Annotated in this window: 23 protein-coding genes and 1 pseudogene; 19 read left to right on the top strand and 5 right to left on the bottom strand. The window is 56.1% G+C overall.

Translation table 11 applies throughout. The features are described 5' to 3' along the window. Window positions 1-230 (bottom strand): annotated as a pseudogene (locus FFB58_RS12125) (flagellin FliC); the annotation flags it as partial. A 223-nt stretch (window positions 231-453) separates the two neighbouring features. Beyond that, complete coding sequence (locus tag FFB58_RS12120; RefSeq protein ID WP_138369997.1) at window positions 454-1,386, bottom strand: flagellin; 933 nt, start codon at window positions 1,384-1,386, stop codon at window positions 454-456. Window positions 1,387-1,621: 235 nt separating this feature from the next. Here FFB58_RS12120 and fliD point away from each other — a divergent pair, with 235 nt between their 5' ends. The 4 genes from fliD (at window position 1,622) to amyA (ending at window position 5,409) form a co-directional block, all read left to right on the top strand. After that, window positions 1,622-3,025 carry a flagellar filament capping protein FliD gene (gene fliD, locus FFB58_RS12115; RefSeq protein WP_039032567.1) on the top strand — a complete coding sequence of 468 codons (1,404 nt, stop codon included), beginning with the start codon at window positions 1,622-1,624 and terminating at the stop codon, window positions 3,023-3,025. A 24-nt stretch (window positions 3,026-3,049) separates the two neighbouring features. Continuing rightward, entirely contained in the window at window positions 3,050-3,460 is a 411-nt protein-coding gene (fliS, locus tag FFB58_RS12110) for a flagellar export chaperone FliS (RefSeq protein WP_039032566.1), read from the top strand. Further along, entirely contained in the window at window positions 3,460-3,819 is a 360-nt protein-coding gene (gene fliT, locus FFB58_RS12105; RefSeq protein WP_039032565.1) for a flagella biosynthesis regulatory protein FliT, read from the top strand. The genes fliS and fliT overlap by 1 nt, the downstream gene beginning before the upstream one ends. Window positions 3,820-3,921: 102 nt before the next feature. Next, window positions 3,922-5,409 carry an alpha-amylase gene (amyA, locus tag FFB58_RS12100; RefSeq protein ID WP_138369996.1) on the top strand — a complete coding sequence of 496 codons (1,488 nt, stop codon included), beginning with the start codon at window positions 3,922-3,924 and terminating at the stop codon, window positions 5,407-5,409. 44 nt (window positions 5,410-5,453) lie between these two features. Here the strand turns inward: amyA and yedD are convergent, their stop codons facing one another. Together yedD and fliE are read right to left on the bottom strand one after the other, a co-directional pair. Then, the gene (gene yedD, locus FFB58_RS12095) at window positions 5,454-5,867 is read right to left on the bottom strand and encodes a lipoprotein YedD (RefSeq protein WP_039032563.1); all 414 of its coding nucleotides are present in this window, start codon (window positions 5,865-5,867) and stop codon (window positions 5,454-5,456) included. 68 nt (window positions 5,868-5,935) lie between these two features. Then, entirely contained in the window at window positions 5,936-6,250 is a 315-nt protein-coding gene (gene fliE, locus FFB58_RS12090) for a flagellar hook-basal body complex protein FliE (protein WP_039032562.1), read from the bottom strand. A 227-nt stretch (window positions 6,251-6,477) separates the two neighbouring features. Between fliE and fliF the strand changes: the two genes are divergently transcribed. The 14 genes from fliF to rcsA all read left to right on the top strand — a co-directional run bounded on the left by fliF (window position 6,478) and on the right by rcsA (window position 17,976). Then, a complete protein-coding gene (gene fliF, locus FFB58_RS12085; protein ID WP_039032561.1) occupies window positions 6,478-8,163 on the top strand; it encodes a flagellar basal-body MS-ring/collar protein FliF in 1,686 nt (561 codons plus the stop codon). After that, window positions 8,156-9,151, top strand: coding sequence for a flagellar motor switch protein FliG (fliG, locus tag FFB58_RS12080; RefSeq protein ID WP_039032560.1), 996 nt, complete (start codon window positions 8,156-8,158; stop codon window positions 9,149-9,151). The genes fliF and fliG overlap by 8 nt, the downstream gene beginning before the upstream one ends. Beyond that, complete coding sequence (gene fliH, locus FFB58_RS12075) at window positions 9,144-9,851, top strand: flagellar assembly protein FliH (RefSeq protein WP_138369995.1); 708 nt, start codon at window positions 9,144-9,146, stop codon at window positions 9,849-9,851. Before fliG ends, fliH begins: the two co-directional genes overlap by 8 nt. Then, window positions 9,851-11,221 (top strand): flagellar protein export ATPase FliI, encoded by a 1,371-nt coding sequence (fliI, locus tag FFB58_RS12070; RefSeq protein ID WP_039032558.1) that lies wholly within the window; start codon window positions 9,851-9,853, stop codon window positions 11,219-11,221. Before fliH ends, fliI begins: the two co-directional genes overlap by 1 nt. Window positions 11,222-11,241: 20 nt before the next feature. Further along, window positions 11,242-11,685, top strand: a complete 444-nt coding sequence (gene fliJ, locus FFB58_RS12065) for a flagellar export protein FliJ (protein ID WP_039032557.1) — start codon at window positions 11,242-11,244, stop codon at window positions 11,683-11,685. Further along, window positions 11,682-12,878, top strand: coding sequence for a flagellar hook length control protein FliK (gene fliK, locus FFB58_RS12060; protein WP_138369994.1), 1,197 nt, complete (start codon window positions 11,682-11,684; stop codon window positions 12,876-12,878). Before fliJ ends, fliK begins: the two co-directional genes overlap by 4 nt. Window positions 12,879-12,989: 111 nt before the next feature. After that, entirely contained in the window at window positions 12,990-13,457 is a 468-nt protein-coding gene (gene fliL, locus FFB58_RS12055) for a flagellar basal body-associated protein FliL (protein ID WP_039032555.1), read from the top strand. 4 nt (window positions 13,458-13,461) lie between these two features. Continuing rightward, window positions 13,462-14,466, top strand: a complete 1,005-nt coding sequence (gene fliM / locus FFB58_RS12050; RefSeq protein WP_039032554.1) for a flagellar motor switch protein FliM — start codon at window positions 13,462-13,464, stop codon at window positions 14,464-14,466. Beyond that, window positions 14,463-14,876 (top strand): flagellar motor switch protein FliN, encoded by a 414-nt coding sequence (gene fliN, locus FFB58_RS12045; RefSeq protein WP_039032553.1) that lies wholly within the window; start codon window positions 14,463-14,465, stop codon window positions 14,874-14,876. Before fliM ends, fliN begins: the two co-directional genes overlap by 4 nt. 2 nt (window positions 14,877-14,878) lie before the next feature. Beyond that, window positions 14,879-15,253 carry a flagellar biosynthetic protein FliO gene (gene fliO, locus FFB58_RS12040; protein ID WP_039032552.1) on the top strand — a complete coding sequence of 125 codons (375 nt, stop codon included), beginning with the start codon at window positions 14,879-14,881 and terminating at the stop codon, window positions 15,251-15,253. Next, a complete protein-coding gene (fliP, locus tag FFB58_RS12035) occupies window positions 15,253-15,990 on the top strand; it encodes a flagellar type III secretion system pore protein FliP (RefSeq protein WP_039032551.1) in 738 nt (245 codons plus the stop codon). The genes fliO and fliP overlap by 1 nt, the downstream gene beginning before the upstream one ends. Window positions 15,991-16,000: 10 nt before the next feature. After that, a complete protein-coding gene (fliQ, locus tag FFB58_RS12030; RefSeq protein WP_039032550.1) occupies window positions 16,001-16,270 on the top strand; it encodes a flagellar biosynthesis protein FliQ in 270 nt (89 codons plus the stop codon). Between the two features lie 2 nt (window positions 16,271-16,272). Beyond that, window positions 16,273-17,058: a flagellar biosynthetic protein FliR gene (gene fliR / locus FFB58_RS12025; RefSeq protein ID WP_039032549.1), complete on the top strand. Its 786-nt coding sequence runs from the start codon at window positions 16,273-16,275 to the stop codon at window positions 17,056-17,058. Window positions 17,059-17,352: 294 nt separating this feature from the next. After that, window positions 17,353-17,976 (top strand): transcriptional regulator RcsA, encoded by a 624-nt coding sequence (rcsA, locus tag FFB58_RS12020; protein ID WP_039032548.1) that lies wholly within the window; start codon window positions 17,353-17,355, stop codon window positions 17,974-17,976. 92 nt (window positions 17,977-18,068) lie between these two features. Here the strand turns inward: rcsA and dsrB are convergent, their stop codons facing one another. Beyond that, on the bottom strand, window positions 18,069-18,257 hold the full coding sequence (gene dsrB / locus FFB58_RS12015; RefSeq protein WP_039032547.1) for a protein DsrB: 189 nt from the start codon (window positions 18,255-18,257) through the stop codon (window positions 18,069-18,071). A 128-nt stretch (window positions 18,258-18,385) separates the two neighbouring features. Here dsrB and yodD point away from each other — a divergent pair, with 128 nt between their 5' ends. Next, the gene (gene yodD / locus FFB58_RS12010) at window positions 18,386-18,613 is read left to right on the top strand and encodes a YodD family peroxide/acid resistance protein (protein ID WP_039032546.1); all 228 of its coding nucleotides are present in this window, start codon (window positions 18,386-18,388) and stop codon (window positions 18,611-18,613) included. Window positions 18,614-18,730: the final 117 nt, after the last annotated feature.

Here is an 18,730-nt window from a genome sequence, read left to right as displayed (position 1 = left end):
GCGGTCTGCGCCAGGGAGATACCGTCGTTGGCGTTACGTGCTGCAACGTTCAGACCGTTAATGTTGGAGGTGAAGCGGTTAGCAATTGCCTGGCCCGCAGCGTCATCTTTTGCGCTGTTGATACGCAGACCGGAAGACAGACGTTCGATTGCGGTACCCAGCGTGGACTGAGACTTGCTCAGGTTGTTCTGAGTCATCAGAGACAGGGTGTTAGTGTTAATTACTGCCATGATAAGTATCCTTCAAATAAATTATGAATCACGCCGTGGAAATTCATACAAGTTATCGTCCAGATACCCACAAACTTTAACGATCGTTTGAAATATTATTCGCAACTAAATTGATCAATTTCGATTCATTAAAGCCAGCAACTACTCATTAACAATTTAATTTGGCCTATAAACGAAAAAAGCGCCGACAAGCGGCGCTTTTAAGCATGGCGTTAAAAAATAATTAACGCAGCAGAGACAGCATAGTCTGTGGAACCTGGTTGGCCTGGGCCAGAACAGAAGAGCCAGCCTGCTGCAGGATCTGCGCGCGGGACATGTTCGACACTTCGGTTGCGTAGTCAGAGTCCTGAATACGGCTGCGGGCAGCAGACAGGTTGTTCACGGTGTTGTTCAGGTTGGTGATGGTGGACTCAAAACGGTTCTGAGACGCACCCAGCAGGCTACGCTGGTCATCAACCGCTTTGATTGCCGCATCGATATCTTTCAGCGGGGTAGTACCTGCAGCAGTACCACCAGTACCACCGGTCACTTTACCTTTCAGAACGTCGAAGCCTTCCGCAGCTGTGGTACGTACGTTATTGTTTACGGTATCGCCTGAGGTCATAGCGCGGGTATTCAGAGTGCTACCAGTCTGGCCAGCTGCTGCCAGGTTGAAGCCGTCGCTTGAGCTCAGTTTGATAGAGATAGTTTCAGTATCTTTTGAACCCACCTGGAAGCTGTAGCTCTTGGTGCCCGCACCAGTATCCAGCACTTTAATGCCGTTGAAATCGGTCTGTTTGGTCACACGGTCGATCTCTTCCATACGCTGGTTAACTTCAGCCTGGATGGAGTCGATGTCGGACGCGGAGTTGGAGCTGTTCTGCGCCTGAACGGTCAGGTCACGAACGCGCTGCAGGTTGTTGTTGATTTCGCTCAGCGCGCCTTCAGCGGTCTGCGCCAGGGAGATACCGTCGTTGGCGTTACGTGCAGCAACGTTCAGACCGTTGATATTGGAGGTGAAGCGGTTAGCAATCGCCTGGCCCGCTGCGTCATCTTTTGCGCTGTTGATACGAAGGCCGGAGGACAGACGCTCGATTGCGGTACCCAGAGTTGACTGAGATTTGCTCAGGTTGTTCTGAGTCATCAGAGACAAGGTGTTAGTATTAATAACAGCCATGATGTATTCCTTTAAAAGTTTTAGATTCAGGCATCTGCCTACGGCTTTCTCGCCGCTAACCTGATTATCGACCTCCCCTTTCCAACCTTTAGAAAAAAGATCATTTTTTTAAAAGGACAAACTGCCCGCTATTTTTCCGCTTTTTTTCCGCATTGAAAACGATAAAAAAACGCTAATCTTTTTGCAATTTCTGCCGATAGAGCATCCAGCGATTGTCTCAATAAAGGATGAAAAAATGGCAAGTATTAGCTCACTCGGCGCAGGTACCAGTCTGGATCTCAATACGTTGTATGACAATTTACAGACAGCCGAGCAGACCAAACTCACGCCGATTACGCAGCAGCAGACCTCTTATAAAGCGAAGTTGACCGCATGGGGCGTAGTTCAGACTGCACTGACCAAGTTACAAACTGCTTCAGACGCGCTGAAAAATACCTCTGCTATCGCGCAGTCCAAAGTGACCAGCACCAATACCGCATTCAGTGCGACGCTGGCGAGTAGTGCCTCAGCCGGTTCTTACTCGGTAGAAGTGACGCAGCTGGCAGCCGCGCAGACGCTGCTGAGCCCGAAAGTTGCCAGCAAAGATACCGATCTGGGCGACAGCAGCATGAGCTCGCGCACCATCACCATCACGCAGCCGGGTCAGAAAGATCCGCTGACGGTAACGCTGGCCAGCGACAAGACCAGCCTTGCGGATGTGCGTGACGCGATTAACGCCAAGCAGGGAAGCGTCACCGCCAGCATCATTAAAGCGGATGACAACAGTTACTATCTGTCACTGACCTCACGTGACAGCGGTGTCGCCAATGAAATGACGATCACCACCGATGACAGTGAACTGGCGAAATATATCAGCCACGATCCGCTCGATTCATCAACGGGAATGAAGGTTCAGGTCGCGGCCGCCGATGCCATCGTCAATATCAATGGCATCAAGATCACCCGTAGCAGCAACGCCATTACCGATGCGCCGGAAGGCGTGACGCTCAACCTGACCAAAACTAACGTCGGCAGCCCGGAAACCTTGTCGATAGTGAAAGACAACCAGCCGATGACCGATGCGATCCAGGCGTTTGTCGATGCGTATAACTCGTTGCAGACCACCATCGGCAACCAGACCAAATATACCGCGGTTAAACAGGGCGATGGTTCTCAGGACACGAGCAACGGCGATCTGCTGGGCGATGGCACGCTGCGTAATATCCAGACGCGCCTGCGTTCTGCGGTCTCGGCTACACAAGGTTCCGGTTCTCTGTCTTCGCTGTCGCAGTTGGGTATTACCCAGGATGTAAACGGTAAGCTGACCGTGGACAGCACCAAGTTAGGGAAAGCCCTGACGGAAAAATCTACCGACGTGCTTGCATTGCTGTCCGGTGACGGTAAAACCACCGGCTTAGCGACCCAGACCAGCAACCTGCTGAAAGACATGTTAGGGACAGAGGGTTCGGTCAAGAGTGCCACCGATGGTATCAATAAGACGCTGAAAAACCTGTCAGATCAGTACGACCGTGTTAACGCACAGATTACCGCCACCATGGCGCGCTACAAAACGCAGTTCACCAGTTTGAGTCAGCTGGTCTCTTCCATGGATCAAACCGGGAGCTATCTGACCCAACAGTTCAACGCCATGAACAGTTAATGAATGATGAGTTGAGGTTTTACGATGTATACAAAATCGGGAATTCAGGCCTATGCGCAGGTTAGCGTAGAGAGTGCCGTCCTGAGTGCCAGCCCGCATCAACTGGTGGTATTACTTTTTGATGGCGCGTTAAGCGCCATGAAAAAAGCCATTATTTTGATTGAGCAAGGTGATATTCCCGGTAAAGGGCAGGCGCTGGGCAAAGCCATCAATATTATCAGTAATGGTCTGCAGTCAGGGCTGAATCATGAGGTTGGTGGTGAGTTAACCACCAATCTGGACAGCCTCTACGACTACATGACCCGACGTCTTTTACAGGCCAATATTCATAATGACATTGATGCCATTAATGAAGTGGCGGGGTTACTCAATAACATCGCTGATGCCTGGAAAGAGATAGGCCCCAATTCTCAACATATCCGGGACAATTACTAATGGAAGCCAATCTGGGATTGCTCCAACACTATCAGCAACTGCTAACCACCAGCGCCTCGATGCTGGCCCTGTCAAAATCAGGGCGCTGGGATGAGCTGATTACTTTTGAAGTGAAATATCTGACCGCCGTTGAAAAGCTAACACAGTTTCAGGATGCGAATGAAATTGCGCCGCACATACAGGCGCAAATACGCCCGATGCTGCGTCAGATCCTCGACAATGAAATTGAGCTTAAAGCCTTGCTGCAACAGCGTATGGACGAGCTGAGAACTTTGGTTGGGCACTCTTCCCGACAACATAATCTGAATGCAACTTATGGACGTCTCTCTGGCAATATTCTTTTCCCCGCGGATATCTGAACGGGGGTTGATTACAGGCGGGTGAATATATTTCACTATTTCACCCGCTAACTTCTTCCGTCTCGCTCATACTCTCTGTGTTCTTAAACTGGAGCACGGAAGATGAAAAACCCCACCCTTTTGCAGTTCTTCCATTGGTATTACCCTGAAGGCAGTAAACTCTGGCCGGAAGTGGCCGAGCGTGCCGACGGCTTAAACGAGATCGGTATCAACATGGTCTGGCTGCCCCCGGCCTATAAAGGCGCTACCGGCGGCTACTCTGTGGGTTACGACTGTTACGATCTTTTCGATCTCGGCGAGTTCGATCAAAAAGGATCTATCCCCACCAAATACGGTGACAAAAACCAGCTGCTGGCCGCTATCGACGCGCTGAAACGCAACGACATCGCAGTGCTGTTGGACGTGGTGGTGAACCACAAAATGGGCGCCGATGAGAAAGAGTCCATCCGCGTTCAGCGCGTCAACGCCGACGATCGCAATCAGATCGATGACGAGATTATTGAATGCGAAGCCTGGACCCGCTACACCTTCCCCGTTCGCGCCGGAAAGTACTCAGAGTTTATCTGGGATTACAAATGCTTCAGCGGCATCGACCATATCGAAAATCCTGAGGAAAATGGCGTCTTTAAGATCGTCAATGATTACACCGGCGACGGCTGGAACGATCAGGTCGATAACGAGATGGGGAATTTTGACTACCTGATGGGCGAAAACATCGATTTTCGTAACCGTGCGGTAACCGAGGAGATCAAATACTGGGCGCGCTGGGCGATGGAACAGACCCAGTGCGACGGCTTCCGTCTGGATGCGGTGAAACATATTCCGGCCTGGTTCTATAAAGAGTGGATCGAACATGTGCAGGAGGTCGCGCCGAAGCCGCTGTTTATCGTGGCGGAATACTGGTCGCATGATGTCGATAAACTGCAGCAGTATATCGATCAGGTTGAAGGCAAAACCATGCTCTTCGACGCCCCGCTGCACATGAAGTTTCACGAAGCCTCGCGACAGGGTCGGGATTACGACATGAGCCAAATCTTCACCGGCACGCTGGTGGAGGCCGATCCGTTCCATGCGGTGACGCTGGTTGCAAACCACGACACCCAGCCTCTACAGGCGCTGGAAGCCCCGGTCGAAGCCTGGTTTAAGCCGCTGGCCTATGCCCTGATTTTGCTGCGTGAAAACGGCGTGCCCAGCGTCTTTTACCCCGACCTATATGGTGCCAGCTACGACGACACCGGCGGTGATGGCGAGACGTACCACATCGACATGCCGGTGATCGAGCAGCTCGACCAGTTGATCCTCGCCCGTCAGCGCTTTGCACACGGCATCCAGACCCTGTGGTTCGATCACCCTAACTGTATCGCCTTCAGCCGCAGCGGCACCGACGACGATCCCGGCTGCGTGGTGGTGCTCTCTAACGGTGACGAGGGCGAAAAAACGATCGCGCTTGGGGAGAACTACGGCAACAAGAGCTGGAAAGATTTTCTCGGCAACCGGGAGGAGATCGTGACCACTGACGAAACCGGCACCGGCGTCTTTACCTGCAACGGTGGCAGCGTCAGCGTGTGGGTGATGGAAGAGGTGTTATAAGCGGTAAAGCCGGGCGGCGCTGCGCCCGCCCGGTCTGCAGATCGTTACGGCAGTTTGCTTTCGAGCGGATTTTTACTGAGGTAAGCGGCGCACTCGACGGTAGGACGATCGACGCGCTGCAGGATCATCCCGTCATACTCGATGGCCGAGCCTTCACGCTCCAGCGGATAAATATCCAGCTTGCGGGTGACGTTATAAAAATCGTCAGAACGCAGCATGATTTTCCCCGGTACGGCCACTACCCGCTGCCACTGACGGCAATCCAGGGTATCCCCTTCTTGCGTCACCACCAGCGTCGCCATCGCTTCCGGGCTGACCAGGCTGCTTTGCGGCCCTTTCGACTGCCAGTACCCCGCCAGTTCCGCCGGGACAGGATGCTTGATCACGTCCTGATATTTATCGACCTGCACACAGCCGGTTAAAGCCAGCAGCCCCGCCATAATTGCTATTTTTTTCATCATGATTCCATGTACGGAGAAAAAAATAGTGTGGCATTAAAGCCGTCGCGTCGCCAGCACCAGAAGGACTAAACCTGCATACTCATCACGTCCTGGTACGCCTGCATCAGCTTGTTACGCACCTGGATGCCCATCTGCATCGACACCGACGCTTTTTGTAAATCGGTCATCACATCGTTCAGCCCGATGCCCGGCGCGCCCATAGTGAATTTTTCGCCCTGCACGCGCGCCGCGGTTTGCGTGTCGCTGATCCGGTCCAGCGCCGCATGCAGCTGGCCCGCGAAGCTGACGGTTGACTGCACGTCAGCCACGTTCTGATTCCGGGCGGTCATTGCCGTTGCCTGAAGCTGGCTGATGACGCCTTCAATCCCCTGTATTGCCATGACTTTCCCCTGATGGATTTTTACGCGCTCAAGAGTAGCAGTCTGTCAATGAGATAAAGGCGCTAAATAGCGATAAAAAACCAGGTTATTTGACGCATAGAAATTCCCGATTCATCAAATAATGGCACGGCCATGATTATGGAATTTTTGTTGTGTTTGCCGACCCGGGAGTCTGTTTTGTTTCTCCACACCAATAATGAAATCCACGATGAGTCACGAGGTGCGCTATGACTGCGTCAGCAACATCAGGCCCTCAAACTAAATCTCTCGAATGGATGAGCCGCCTGCGCGCGAACCCTAAAGTGCCATTGATCGTGGCAGGTGCTGCCGCCATCGCTATTGTGGTCGCTATGGTCTTATGGGCCAAACAACCTGACTACCGCACCCTGTTCAGCAACCTCTCTGACCAGGATGGCGGCGCTATCGTCACCCAGTTAACCCAGATGAACGTCCCTTACCGCTTCGCGGATAATGGCGGCGCGCTGGAAGTCCCTGCCGATAAAGTTCATGAACTCCGCTTACGTCTTGCCCAGCAAGGGCTGCCGAAAGGCGGCGCGGTAGGCTTTGAGCTGCTGGATCAGGAAAAATTCGGTATCAGCCAGTTCAGCGAGCAGGTTAACTACCAGCGCGCGCTGGAAGGCGAACTGGCCCGCACCATCGAAACGCTGGGCCCGCTGAAGAGCGCCCGTGTTCACCTGGCCATGCCAAAACCGACGCTGTTTGTGCGTGAACAAAAAGCCCCGTCGGCTTCCGTCACCGTTAATCTGCAGCCTGGCCGCGCGCTTGATGAAGGGCAGATTAGCGCGGTGGTGCATCTGGTCTCCAGCGCCGTGGCGGGTTTACCGCCGGGTAACGTGACCCTGGTGGATCAGATGGGCCGCCTGTTAACCAAATCCAATAACGGCGATCGCGATCTGAATGACGCGCAGCTGAAATATGCCACTGACGTGGAAAATCGCGTTCAGAGCCGCATCGAAGCGATTCTGGGCCCGATTGTCGGGACAGCTAACGTGCATGCCCAGGTCACCGCGCAGATCGATTTCTCCGATAAAGAGCAGACCGAAGAGCAATATCGTCCGAACGGCGATGCCGCCCAGGCGGTCATGCGCTCGCGTCAGGTGAATGAAAACCTGCAGGTCGGCGGGCCAAATCCTGGCGGCGTGCCGGGCGCGCTCTCTAACCAGCCTGCCCCGGCCAACACCGCGCCCATTAACGCCCCGGCACAGAACCAGCAGAACGGCCAACAGGCGAACCAACAGCAGCAGCAAACGGCGTCGGCCGCGAATTCCGGCCCGCGCACCAGCAGCCGCAACGAAACCACTAACTACGAAGTCGATCGCACCATTCGCCACACCAAAATGAACACCGGCGATGTGCAGCGTCTCTCCGTGGCGGTGGTCGTTAACTACAAAACCCTGCCGGACGGTAAGCCGCTGCCGCTGACCGCCGAGCAGATGAAACAGATCGAAAACCTGACCCGTGAAGCCATGGGTTACTCCGAGAAGCGTGGCGATACCTTAAACGTCGTGAACTCGCCGTTCAGCGCGGTTGACGATACCAGTGGCGAGCTGCCGTTCTGGAAAACCCAGTCGTTTATCGAGCAGATGCTGGAAGCCGGTCGCTGGCTGCTGGTGGTGATTGTCGCCTGGCTGCTGTGGCGTAAAGCGGTACGTCCGCAGATCGTCCGTCGCGCAGAGGAAGCGAAAGCGCTGAAAGAGCAGACCATGCTGCGTCAGGAAACAGAAGAAGCGGTGGAAGTCCGCCTCAGCAAAGACGAACAGATGCAGCAGCGCCGTGCTAACCAGCGCATGGGCGCTGAAGTGATGAGCCAGCGTATTCGCGAAATGTCAGATAACGATCCGCGCGTCGTGGCGCTGGTCATTCGCCAGTGGATGAGTACAGAAAATGAGTAACCTTACCGGAACGGATAAAAGCGTCATCCTGCTGATGACCATTGGCGAGGACCGGGCGGCAGAGGTGTTCAAACACCTCTCCCAGCGCGAAGTACAGGTTCTCAGCGCGGCGATGGCCAACGTGCGTCAGATCTCCAACAAACAGCTGACCGAGGTGCTGGCAGAGTTTGAGCAGGAAGCGGAACAGTTCGCGGCGCTCAACGTCAACGCCAACGAATACCTGCGTTCGGTGCTGGTCAAAGCGCTCGGCGAAGAGCGCGCGGCCAGCCTGCTGGAAGATATTCTCGAGACCCGCGACACCGCCAGCGGCATCGAAACGCTCAACTTTATGGAGCCGCAAACCGCTGCCGATCTTATTCGCGACGAGCATCCGCAGATCATCGCCACCATCCTGGTTCACCTCAAGCGGGGTCAGGCGGCCGATATTCTGGCGCTGTTCGACGAACGCCTGCGTCACGATGTGATGCTGCGTATCGCCACCTTCGGCGGCGTCCAGCCGGCGGCGCTGGCGGAGCTGACCGAGGTGCTGAACGGCCTGCTCGACGGCCAGAACCTCAAGCGCAGCAAAATGGGCGGCGTGAGAACGGCGGCCGAAATTATCAACCTGATGAAAACGCAGCAGGAAGAGGCGGTTATTACTGCAGTACGCGAGTTCGACGGCGAACTGGCGCAGAAAATTATCGACGAGATGTTCCTGTTCGAAAACCTGGTCGACGTGGACGACCGCAGTATCCAGCGCCTGCTGCAGGAAGTGGACTCCGAATCGCTGCTTATCGCCCTCAAAGGTGCCGAACAGCCGCTGCGCGAGAAGTTCCTGCGCAATATGTCCCAGCGTGCGGCGGATATCCTGCGCGACGACCTTGCCAACCGTGGTCCGGTGCGTCTGTCTCAGGTGGAAAACGAACAGAAAGCAATCCTGCTTATTGTGCGTCGTCTGGCCGAAACCGGCGAGATGGTGGTAGGCAGCGGCGAGGATACCTATGTCTGATGAACTGCCGTGGAAGGTCTGGACGCCGGATGACCTCTCCCCTCCCCGCGCGGAATTTGTGCTCGCGAGCGTCGCCCCTGCCGAACCCGGCGAGGACGACGACGCGCCCGAATTAAGCGAAGAGGAGCAGCGCGCGCAGCAGCTGGCACAGATCCAGATGCAGGCGCACGATCAGGGCTATGCTGCCGGGCTGAACGAAGGCCGGCAGAAAGGTCAGGATCAGGGCTATCAGGAAGGTCTGGCTCAGGGCCTGGCGCAGGGGTTAGAGCAGGCGCGCTCGCAGCAGGCGCCGATCCATGCCCGCATGCAGCAGCTGGTGAGCGAGTTCCAGAACACGCTTGATGCGCTGGACAGCGTTATCGCCTCGCGTCTGATGCAGATGGCGCTGGAGGCGGCACGCCAGGTGATCGGCCACACGCCGCCGGTAGATAATTCGTCGCTCATCAAACAGATTCAGGGGCTGTTGCAACAGGAGCCGCTGTTCAGCGGCAAACCGCAGCTGCGCGTTCACCCGGACGATCTTCAGCGCGTGGAAGAGATGCTCGGCGCGACCCTGAGCCTGCACGGCTGGCGTCTGCGCGGCGATCCGACCCTGCATCACGGCGGATGTAAAGTCTCCGCCGATGAAGGGGATCTGGATGCCAGCGTAGCCACCCGCTGGCAGGAACTGTGCCGCCTGGCGGCCCCGGGAGTCATCTGATGACCGCACGCCTCACCCGCTGGCTCAACACCCTCGACAACTTTGAAACGAAGATGGCGCAGCTGCCCGCCGTGCGTCGCTATGGCCGCTTAACCCGCGCCACCGGCCTGGTGCTGGAAGCCACGGGCCTTCAGCTGCCGTTGGGGGCCACCTGCATTATTGAGCGGCCAGACGGGAACGAGATCCGCGAAGTCGAGAGCGAAGTGGTCGGCTTTAACGGCCAGCGCCTGTTCCTGATGCCGCTGGAAGAGGTCGAAGGGGTTCTGCCCGGCGCGCGGGTGTATGCCAAAAATTTATCCGGCGACGGACTGCACAGCGGCAAACAACTGCCGCTCGGCCCGGCGCTGCTCGGACGCGTGCTGGACGGCGGCGGTAAGCCGCTGGACGGCCTGCCCGCGCCCGATACCACCGAAACCGGCGCGCTGGTAACCCAGCCCTTCAATCCGTTACAACGAACGCCGATCGAGCATGTGCTGGATACCGGCGTGCGCCCGATCAACGCCCTGCTGACCGTCGGTCGCGGCCAGCGTATGGGCCTGTTTGCCGGTTCCGGCGTCGGCAAATCGGTGCTGCTCGGGATGATGGCTCGCTATACCCAGGCCGACGTTATCGTGGTTGGGCTGATTGGCGAGCGTGGCCGTGAAGTGAAAGATTTTATCGAGAACATCCTCGGCCCCGAAGGGCGTGCCCGCTCGGTAGTGATTGCCGCCCCGGCGGACGTCTCTCCCCTGCTGCGTATGCAGGGCGCCGCCTATGCCACCCGCATCGCCGAAGATTTCCGCGACCGGGGTCAGCACGTGCTGCTGATCATGGACTCCCTGACCCGTTATGCGATGGCCCAGCGTGAGATCGCCCTGGCGATCGGCGAACCGCCGGCCACCAAAGGTTATCCGCCGTCGGTGTTTGCCAAATTACCGGCGCTGGTCGAGCGCGCGGGTAACGGCATCAGCGGCGGGGGCTCGATTACCGCGTTTTACACGGTTCTGACCGAAGGCGATGACCAGCAGGATCCGATTGCCGACTCGGCGCGTGCGATCCTCGACGGCCATATCGTGCTGTCGCGCCGCCTGGCCGAAGCGGGCCACTACCCGGCGATTGATATTGAAGCCTCGATCAGCCGTGCGATGACGGCTCTGATCACCGAGAAGCATTACGCCCGGGTGCGTAACTTCAAGCAGCTGCTCTCCAGCTTCCAGCGCAACCGCGATCTGGTCAGCGTCGGGGCCTATGCCAAAGGCAGCGACCCGATGCTCGACAAGGCGATTGCCCTGTGGCCGCATCTGGAGGCGTATCTGCAGCAGGGTATTTTTGAAAAAGCCGACTGGGAAAGCTCAATCCAGGCTCTGGAGATGATCTTCCCGCAGGCGTAACCAGGTAGAGGGCGAATGTCATGGCACAACACGGCGCATTAACCACGCTGAAAGATCTGGCCGAAAAAGACGTTGATACTGCCGCACAGCAGCTGGGCGCGATGCGCCGCGGTTACCAGCAGGCGGAAGAGCAGCTGAAGATGTTGATCGACTACCAGCATGAGTATCGCAATAACCTCAATACCGATATGACGCAGGGCATCGGCAGCCAGCGCTGGATCAACTACCAACAGTTCATTCAGACGCTGGAAAAAGCGATCGAACAGCATCGCCAGCAGGTACTTCAGTGGACCGAAAAGGTTGACCGGGCGTTGAACGTCTGGCGCGAAAAGAAACAGCGTCTACAGGCCTGGCAGACGCTGCAGGATCGCCAGCTTGCCGCCGCTATGCTGGCGGAAAACCGTCTCGATCAGAAAAAAATGGATGAATTTGCCCAGCGGGCAACAATGAGGACCCCGGAATGATCACCCTTCAACAACTGCTCTCGACCGACAGCGAACTTACTGCTGGCGTCCGGGGCGGAAAAGCGGCCGATGGCGCGCAGGATTTTCTTGCCCTGCTGGCGGGCGCGTTAAGCGATGCAAAAGGCCAGGGCAAAGAAGCTGGCCTGACGCTGAGCGATCTGCAGGCATCGGGCGGCAAGCTCGCGAAAGCGGCACTGCAGGCCGGTGCGGCTGACGCCGACGTTGACGCCGATGCCGGTAAGCTGGCCGAACTGCTGGCGCGTCAGGACCTGACGTTCACCGACGAAAAAGCCACCCCGCCGGGGCTGACGCAGGGCCTGCTGCCCGCAGCCAAAAGCGACGTGCTGAAGAGCCTGACCCAGGCGGCGAAAGAGGCCGACAGTAAAACCGAGCTCAGCGAAGAGGAGCTGGCGGGCTTAAGCGCCTTAATGGCAATGCTGCCCCACCAGCAGACCGCAACCGCTGCGGCCCCTCAGCCGGTCAGCGCCACCAGCCTTGACGTGAAGGCGGCAGCCACCAGCGAGCGCGGACGTCAGCCAGCCCTGGATACCAATGCCCTGGGCAGCACGAAAACCGTCGCTCAGGATAAAGATGCGTTGGTTGCCGACAACCAACTGACGCCAGCCGTCGCCGCGACCATCAACAAACAGGCGGCAGAGAGCACTCCGTCCCCGACCGGGCCAACCGCCACGATGGGGCCGATTGTCAGCAATCATACCTCTGTCCAGGGGACCTTTGCCGCCGCACCGGTGGTCAGCGCCCAGCTGGGCAGCAACGAGTGGCAGCAGACCATCAGCCAGCACATCACGCTGTTTACCCGTCAGGGCCAGCAGAGCGCCGAACTGCGTCTGCATCCGGAAGATCTTGGCCAGGTGCAGATCACCCTCAAGCTGGATGATAACCAGGCGCAGCTGCAGATGGTGTCAGGCCATAGCCACGTTCGCGCGGCGCTGGAAGCGGCGCTGCCGGTTCTGCGCACCCAGCTGGCGGAGAACGGCATTCAGCTGACCCAAAGCAGCATCAGCAGTGAAAACTTTAACGGTCAACAGCAGGCCTCTTCTCAGCATCAGCAGCAGGCATCCCGCTCCGGCAATGCCGGCGGATTTGATGAAGAGAACGATGAGCTGCTGGCGGTACCTGCCTCCCTGCAGTCTGCCGCACGTGGAAACAGCGCTGTCGATATCTTCGCCTAAACCTAAACGCCAGAGGTAGCGTGATTATCCCCGTCTTTTCGACCCTTTGACGGCGACGGGACACGGGATAATCACCACATTAGCAGTTCCGAAACAGGAAACACGCAACAGATGACTGACTCCGCCATCACCAAAAAAAGTAAGCGTTCCATCTGGATCCCGCTGCTGGTGTTAATTACGCTCGCCGCCTGCGCCACCGCAGGTTACAGCTACTGGCGTATGAATAAAGCCCCTTCAGCCGAAGCCAAAGTAGAGCCACCACCGCCGGCTGCACCGGTCTTTTTCGCGCTGGATACGTTCACCGTTAACCTGGGCGACGCCGATCACGTGTTTTACGTGGGCGTTACGCTGCGCCTGAAAGACGAAGCCACCCGCGCGCGTCTGAGTGAGTACCTGCCGGAAGTGCGCAGCCGTCTGCTGCTGCTGTTTTCCCGTCAGGATCCTGCCCAGCTCTCTACCGATGAAGGTAAACAGAAGCTGGTAGAAGCCATCAAGCAAACGCTGGCCGCGCCTCTGATCAGCGGGCAACCTAAGCAGGAAGTCACCGACGTTCTGTATACAGCTTTCATTCTGCGGTAACGACATGGGCGACAGTATTCTTTCTCAGGCGGAAATCGATGCGCTGCTCAACGGCGACAGCGATAAGGCCGACGAACCAAAAGCGGGCCAGGCGGGCGAAAGCGACATTCGCCCCTACGATCCTAATACCCAGCGTCGCGTGGTGCGCGAGCGTCTGCAGGCGCTGGAGATCATTAACGAACGTTTCGCGCGTCAGTTCCGTATGGGGCTGTTTAACCTGCTGCGCCGTAGCCCGGATATCACCGTCGGCGCGATCCGCATTCAGCCGTATCATGAGTTCGCGCGTAACCTGCCGGTGCCAACGAACCTCAACCTGATCCACCTGAAGCCGCTGCGCGGCACAGGCCTGTTCGTCTTCTCGCCAAGCCTGGTGTTTATCGCCGTGGATAACCTGTTTGGCGGCGACGGACGTTTCCCGACCAAAGTGGAAGGGCGCGAGTTCACCCACACCGAACAGCGCGTCATCAACCGCATGCTGAAGCTGGCCCTTGAGGGCTACAGCGATGCGTGGAAGGCGATCCACCCGCTGGACGTGGAGTATGTGCGTTCCGAGATGCAGGTGAAGTTCACCAACATCACCACCTCGCCAAACGACATCGTGGTCAACACCCCGTTCCACGTGGAGATCGGCAACCTGACCGGTGAGTTCAACATCTGCCTGCCGTTCAGCATGATTGAGCCGCTGCGCGAAGTGCTGGTGAACCCGCCGCTGGAAAACTCCCGCCATGAAGACCAGAACTGGCGTGAGAACCTGGTCCGCCAGGTTCAGCACTCCCAGCTGGAGCTGGTGGCGAACTTTGCCGACGTGCCGCTGCGTTTGTCGCAAATTTTAAAATTAAAACCCGGCGATGTTCTGCCGATAGAAAAACCCGACCGCATCATTGCGCATGTGGATGGCGTGCCCGTGCTGACCAGCCAGTATGGCACCGTTAACAATCAGTACGCGTTACGCGTTGAGCACCTGATCAACCCGATTTTGAATTCTCTGAATGAGGAACAGCCCAAATGAGTGATATGAACAATCCGTCCGATGACAACACCGGAGCACTGGACGATCTGTGGGCTGAGGCGTTAAACGAACAACAGGCACCGGCCAGCAAAAGCGTTGCCGATGCGGTATTCCAGCAGCTGGGCGGCGGTGACGTCAGCGGTACGCTGCAGGATATCGATCTGATCATGGATATCCCGGTCAAGCTGACCGTGGAGCTGGGCCGTACCCGGATGACCATCAAAGAGCTGCTGCGCCTGACGCAGGGTTCAGTGGTGGCGCTGGACGGTCTGGCCGGTGAGCCGCTGGATATTCTGATCAACGGCTACCTGATTGCCCAGGGTGAAGTGGTGGTTGTCGCCGACAAGTACGGCGTGCGCATCACCGACATCATCACCCCGTCTGAACGTATGCGTCGTCTGAGCCGTTAAGTATGAAAACCCAGGCAATCGTCTCACAACCCTCTGCCGTTCCAGGCTCGCCGCTGCTTCAGGTTAGCGGCGCGCTGCTGGGGATCATTGCCTTTATTCTGATTGTCGCGTGGCTGGCAAAACGCGTGGGTCTGGCGGGCAAAACCGCCGGAGCCCGCGGGTTGAAGCTCGCCGCCAGCACCTCGCTGGGCCCGCGTGAGCGGGTGGTGATCGTGGAAGTGGAAGACGCCCGGCTGGTGCTGGGTGTCACCGCCTCACAAATTACTATTCTGCATACATTGCCGCCTGCGCCGGTCTCTGAGGAGAGTCGCGCAGAGGTTCAACCGGATTTTCAGTCCGTGATGAAGAGTTTGCTTAAGCGTTCCGGGAGATCGTGATGCGCCGTTTGTTGTCCCTTACGCTGGCAGGCCTTGGCCTGTTTGCTCCCGCCGTGTATGCCCAGCTGCCAGGCCTTATCTCCACGCCGATGGCCAACGGTGGCCAGAGCTGGTCTCTGCCGGTGCAGACGCTGGTGTTTATCACCTCCCTGACCTTTATCCCGGCAATCCTGCTGATGATGACCAGCTTCACCCGTATCATCATCGTCTTCGGCCTGCTGCGAAACGCGCTGGGTACGCCCTCCGCGCCGCCTAACCAGGTGCTGCTCGGTCTGTCGCTGTTTTTGACCTTTTTTATTATGTCCCCGGTGATCGACAAGATTTATGTCGACGCCTATCAGCCGTTTAGCGAAGAGAAGATCTCGATGCAGGAGGCGCTGGAAAAAGGGGCGCAGCCGCTGCGTGAATTTATGCTGCGTCAGACCCGTGAAGCCGACCTGGCGCTGTTTGCCCGTCTGGCTAACGCCGGGCCGATTCAGGGGCCGGAAGCGGTGCCGATGCGCATTCTGCTGCCCGCCTACGTCACCAGCGAGCTGAAAACCGCATTCCAGATTGGCTTTACGATCTTCATTCCGTTTTTGATTATCGACCTGGTGATTGCCAGCGTCCTGATGGCGCTCGGGATGATGATGGTGCCACCGGCCACCATCGCCCTGCCCTTCAAGCTGATGCTGTTTGTTCTGGTGGACGGCTGGCAGCTGCTGGTGGGTTCGCTGGCGCAAAGTTTCTACAGTTGAGGAGCGCGCAATGACGCCAGAATCGGTCATGATGATGGGCACGGAAGCGATGAAGGTCGCCATTTCCGTTGCCGCTCCCCTGCTGCTGGTGGCGCTGGTCACCGGTCTTGTCATCAGTATCCTGCAGGCCGCCACGCAGATTAACGAGATGACGCTGTCGTTTATCCCGAAAATCATCGCCGTGTTTGTGGCGATCATTATCGCCGGGCCCTGGATGCTGAACCTGCTGCTGGATTACATGCGCAACCTGTTCACCAACCTGCCCTACATCATCGGCTAGTCATGCTGCAAGTTACCAGCGTTCAATGGCTTGAGTGGCTCGGCCTCTACTTCTGGCCGCTGCTGCGCATTCTGGCGCTGATTTCCACTGCGCCCATTCTGAGCGAACGGGCCATTCCCAAGCGGGTGAAGGTCGGTCTGGCAATCCTGATCACTATTATTGTCGCCCCGACGCTGCCGCCGGTAAACGTGCCCATTTTTTCCGCTCCGGCGCTGTGGGTGGGGTTGCAGCAGATCCTGATTGGCGTCGCCATCGGCTTTACGATGCAGTTCGCGTTTGCCGCCGTGCGTACGGCCGGGGAGCTGATTGGCCTGCAGATGGGTCTGTCGTTCGCCACCTTCTTTGACCCGGGCAGCCGGCTGAACATGCCCATCCTCGCCCGTATCATCGACCTGCTGGCGATGCTGCTGTTTATGGCCTTTGACGGCCATCTGTGGCTGATTTCAATGCTGGTGGATACCTTCCACACGCTGCCCATTGGCGGCAATCCGGTTAACAGCAACGCTTTCATGGCGCTGGTCAGCGCGGCCGGGCTGATTTTCCTCAACGGACTGATGCTGGCGCTGCCGCTCATTACCCTGCTGCTGGCAGTCAACCTGTCGCTGGGCTTACTGAACCGTATGGCGCCGCAGCTCTCGGTGTTTGTCATTGGTTTCCCGATTACCCTGACCATCGGTATTCTGCTTATCTCCCTCCTCATGCCGCTTATTGCACCTTTCTGCGAACATTTATTCAGTGAAGTATTTAATTTGCTGGCCGATATCGTGCGCGAACTTCCGACGAAATAATAACCCCTGTGTTTTATATTGTTTCTTTGAGGATATTCCTAAAATAAAGAACGCGAAACATCTGCCAGGATATATCTGATGCGGGTTGAATGTTTTAATGCTACTCACATAATTCAACATTTACTTTACTTTAAGATGTTTCCTGGCAAATTATACGTAACTTTACGGGATAGTGAGTTCGCCTGAAAGTCCTTGTAATGCTCACAGGTAATTTATTTTTTCCATCCCGTTTGGCTGTTATAGAGCTCTCAGGCAGGTGGTTAATTATCGTTATGCATTGAGTGAGGGTATGCCATGTCAACGATCATTATGGATTTATGCAGTTACACCCGGCTAGGGTTAACCGGGTATCTGGCCAGCAGAGGGGTAAAGAAAAAGGACATCAACGATGTACATACCGTTGACGAACTTGCCGCCGCATGCGAGGCCTTTACGCCAGGTGTGGTGTTTATTAATGAGGACTGTTTCATTCACGACCCCGCCAACAGTCAGCAAATAAAGCACATCATTAATCAACATCCCGGCACACTGTTTATTGTTTTTATGGCGATAGCCAATATCCATTTCGATGAATATTTGCGGGTTCGTCAGAATCTTCTGATTAGTTCAAAATCTATTAAACCAGAATCACTGGATGAACTGGTGGGGGATTATTTAAGCAAAGAGATAAAGAGTGTAGCAGAATTTAATTTTCCGACTTTATCATTAAGCCGAACTGAATCCAGCATGCTGCGAATGTGGATGGCTGGACAGGGAACGATTCAGATTTCCGACCAGATGAATATCAAGGCGAAAACCGTATCGTCACATAAGGGAAATATTAAAAGGAAGATAAAAACGCATAATAAGCAAGTGATCTATCATGTCGTTCGTCTGACAGATAATGTGACCAACGGAATTTACGTTAACCTGCGATAACCCCTTCTCCTTTCTTACACGCAATCCGATCTCTGGCTATGCCAGAGATTTTTCATTCCGGTCGGGCCAGCCCGCGCCACCCGACATCCACGCTACTCCTGGCTCTCAACGAAGATACCGTCAGGGTGGCCCAGCTCGTTAAAGAACCAGATCCCGAGCGGGTAATCTTCCAGCGAGACCAGATACATCGTGCCTTCATTAAACTGTTCAACCGCCAGTACAACACCCGGGCGACGCGGCCCGCCATCGGTTTTAACTGTGACCCGATCGTTGACGTTCATAAAATCCTCCTCTGGTTTTGAGCCAGTGTAGAACAAAACGTGAAAACTGGCAGCGTGTTGCCGCGCGATTGCCGCTTTTATCGGCGGTCTATACTTACAGATGAGTTCGGTTAAATGAGGAGTGAGGAATGAAGACCGCAAAAGAGTACAGCGAGACTGCAAAACGGGAAGTGAATGTTGACGTTGACGCCCTGCTCGCCGCAATCAATGAAATTAGCGAGAGCGAGGTCAAGCGGATCGAGGATGACCCTACCCGGGTCAGAGTGAACGACAGGGATTACCATACCTGGCGCGAGCTGGCGGAGGCCTTCGAGCTGGATATTCATGATTTTAGCGTAACGGAAGTGAACCGCTGAGGCGAAAAAAATCCCGGTCATGGGGTGACCGGGATCAAACTTGCTTATGCAAGAAGCACTTGTAAATTCGTTACACCAGGAAATCTGATGTCGGGTAAACATTATCTGCAAAATTTT

It is taken from the genome of Enterobacter sp. MF024 (assembly GCF_005843915.1).
Taxonomy (GTDB): domain Bacteria; phylum Pseudomonadota; class Gammaproteobacteria; order Enterobacterales; family Enterobacteriaceae; genus Enterobacter; species Enterobacter barmai.
The sequence above is the reverse complement of the archived record's forward strand: the minus strand, read 5'-3'. Positions and strand labels throughout refer to the sequence as shown.